3 protein-coding genes are annotated in these 2,682 nt (G+C 64.0%); all 3 read right to left on the bottom strand.

Annotated features, from left to right (window positions below):
* Positions 1–363: biotin/lipoyl-binding protein (locus tag U9R81_RS17290; protein ID WP_322496669.1), on the bottom strand; the 363-nt coding region annotated here is incomplete at its 3' end.
* A 14-nt stretch (positions 364–377) separates the two neighbouring features.
* Complete coding sequence (locus U9R81_RS17285) at positions 378–1,055, bottom strand: ABC transporter ATP-binding protein (protein ID WP_322496668.1); 678 nt, start codon at positions 1,053–1,055, stop codon at positions 378–380.
* A 418-nt stretch (positions 1,056–1,473) separates the two neighbouring features.
* Positions 1,474–2,682: ABC transporter permease (locus U9R81_RS17280; protein WP_322496667.1), on the bottom strand; the 1,209-nt coding region annotated here is incomplete at its 5' end.

Genomic DNA, 2,682 nt, shown 5'->3' with positions numbered 1-2,682 from the left:
TTCCGGCGCCGCACCGGCCAGCAGTTGGGCATAGCACGCCTGCGCGCGGGCGAGATTGGCTTCGGCTTGCTGCACCGCCAAGCGCTGCGCCTGATCATCGAGCTGGGCTAGGGCTTGCCCGGCGGCCACCTGATCACCTTCCGCGACCAAGATCGCGCTGACGATCCCGCTGCGCTCGAAGCGCAACCATGCCTCTTGCAGCGGCACAACCCGCCCCTCAACACTGACCGGCGGCACGGTCGCTTCACCGGTTGGGATCGGGGGCGGGGCCGATTGCGCCCCCGGCCCGTTGGGGCCAAAAATGGCATACGCGCCGCCGGCAATCAAGATGACGGCAATCAGAGGAATAAGCAGCCTGCGCATAACCGTCTCGCCTTTCAGCCAACAATGTGACCATCAGCCACCAGCACCATCCGCCCGGCCCGCCGAGCCAACTCACTATCGTGCGTCACCATCACGATCGTCATACCGAGACCGGCCAGTTCGACAAACAGTTCAAAGACCGCTTCGGCGGTCTGCGAATCGAGATTGCCGGTCGGCTCGTCGGCCACCAGCAGCGGCGGGTTATTCGCCAACGCGCGCGCAATCGCCACCCGTTGCTGCTGGCCGCCCGACAACGCCAGCGGCAACTTATCGGCTTGGTCGGCCAGCCCCACCCGCTCGAGCAAGGCCAACGCTCGCTCACGCCGTTGGCGCGGTGTGCCGAGATTGGCAAAATCCATCGGCAACATCACGTTTTCCAACGCGGTAAGGGTCGGCAAGAGCTGAAAAAACTGGAAGACGATACCGACCGTGCGCCCACGCCACGCGGCCATCTGCGCGGCGGGCATACGCATCAGATCGGCCCCGGCCACCAACACCTCGCCGCTGCTGGCCCGGTCAATCCCGGTGATGACGTTGAGCAAGGTTGACTTGCCGCTGCCCGATTTGCCCACAATCGCGACAAACTCACCCGGCTCGATGCGTAGATCGATCCCGCGCAGGGCCAAATAGTCGCCAGCGGCGGTGGCATAGGCTTTGGTAACGGATGAGAGCAAGATTAGTGGTTGGCTCATAGGTTTTGGGTGTTTATGTCGTTGATGTTGCTGACCGCAGAGTGCGCAACGGACAGAACATTTGATCCGGCCCCCGGCCCTGAAGGGCCGGGCTAGGGTTACGAAGCCCGCTGCGCGGGCTGATGGCCCTCACCCCCAGCCCCTCTCCCGCTGACGCGGGAGAGGGGAGCGATAGCGTTCCGCTAGATAGCAGCCTTCCCCTCACCCGCCAGATGTACCCCCTCCCCATGTCCCTCCCCCACTGGGGGAGGGGTGGTTACTCCTCCTCCCAGCGGGGGGCTGGGAGGGGGCTATGAATTGGTTTACCGCCGAGGATGCAGAGGATTTCCAATATTCTCTGCGACCCTTTGCGCCCTTCGCGCCTTTGCGTGTACCATCTTTGCGCCTTTGCCCCCTTTGCGTCTTTGCGTTAACCGGCTCACTCATACGCCAGCGCCTCGCGCACCGCGATGCGGGTCGCGGCCCGCGCCGGCAACACGCTCGATGCCAAGGCAAACAGGATCACCACCCCCAACCACATCCAAATCGCCGGGAACGAGTACGTCCAAATCAATGGAATATTGAGCAACGCCATACCAAAGTTGTAGGCCAGCGCATAGCTCATCGGGATCGAAAGGATCACCCCGCCGGCCCATGCCAGCAGCGCGATCGTGAGACCCTCGGTAACGACCAATTCGCGGATGGCGTCGTCACTAGCGCCAATAGCGCGCAGAATGCCGATCTCGCGGGTGCGTTCGAGCACGTTGATGCTGAGGGTGCCGGTGAGGCCGAGCGCGCCCACGACCCCGATAATCAATGCCATGATCGAGATCGCGCCGGTCGCTAGATTGAACCGCTCTGCGAGAATGCGCCGCTCGTCGCTCATGGTGCGGATAAGGCGCAGATCGATGCCGTAGGCGGTGAGCCGCTGTTCAATCGTCGCTGCCGCCGCGGCATGGCTGGCCGGATCGTGGCCGATGGTCGCCACCCGCACTGTATCGGTGCGGCCCACGCCACCCTGTTCGGCGGTGAAGGCAGCGAGATCAACATACGCCTGCGCCGGCATCGTCGGCGGGGTAAAGACCTCGATCAACCCGACCAGCCGCCACTGCGATTCGCGGCCTTGGATCGAGAGCGTTACCCAATCGCCGACACGCAAGTATGGCTCTTTACTGCGGATATTGGTCGAGAAGACCACCTCGCGCGCACCGGGGCTAGCCAGCCAACGCCCTTCGGCGAGGTGCGGATGGAAGAAATCGGTATCGGCAGGCAACGCGCGCAGCGCCAACTCTTCGCCATCAGCGCCATCGGGCCGCACAGGAAAGGCCGGCGCGCGCAGCGTGCTCTCAAGGCGGGTCACCGCCGGCAATGACTCAATCAGCGGCGCAATCCGCTCGATCCGGTAAGAATGGGCCAACTGCACTTCGAGATCGTAGTTCAACCCAGCCAGACTCGCCTCAAGCGTGGCAAACAGCGAGGTGCGCTGGGTCATGACGGTAATCAAGACGCTGCCGCCCAACGCCAAAGCCACCAGCGTGCGCACTAAGCGGGCGCGCTGGCGAAAAGCATTGCGCAGCGCCAAGAGGGTGGGCCGGCGCAGCAACCGGCCCAGCACGCGGGTGAGCAGAGTCACGGCGAGCGGCGGCGG

This window comes from Chloroflexus sp. (assembly GCF_034435895.1).
GTDB lineage: Bacteria > Chloroflexota > Chloroflexia > Chloroflexales > Chloroflexaceae > Chloroflexus.
This window is presented reverse-complemented; position numbering and strand designations above follow the sequence as displayed.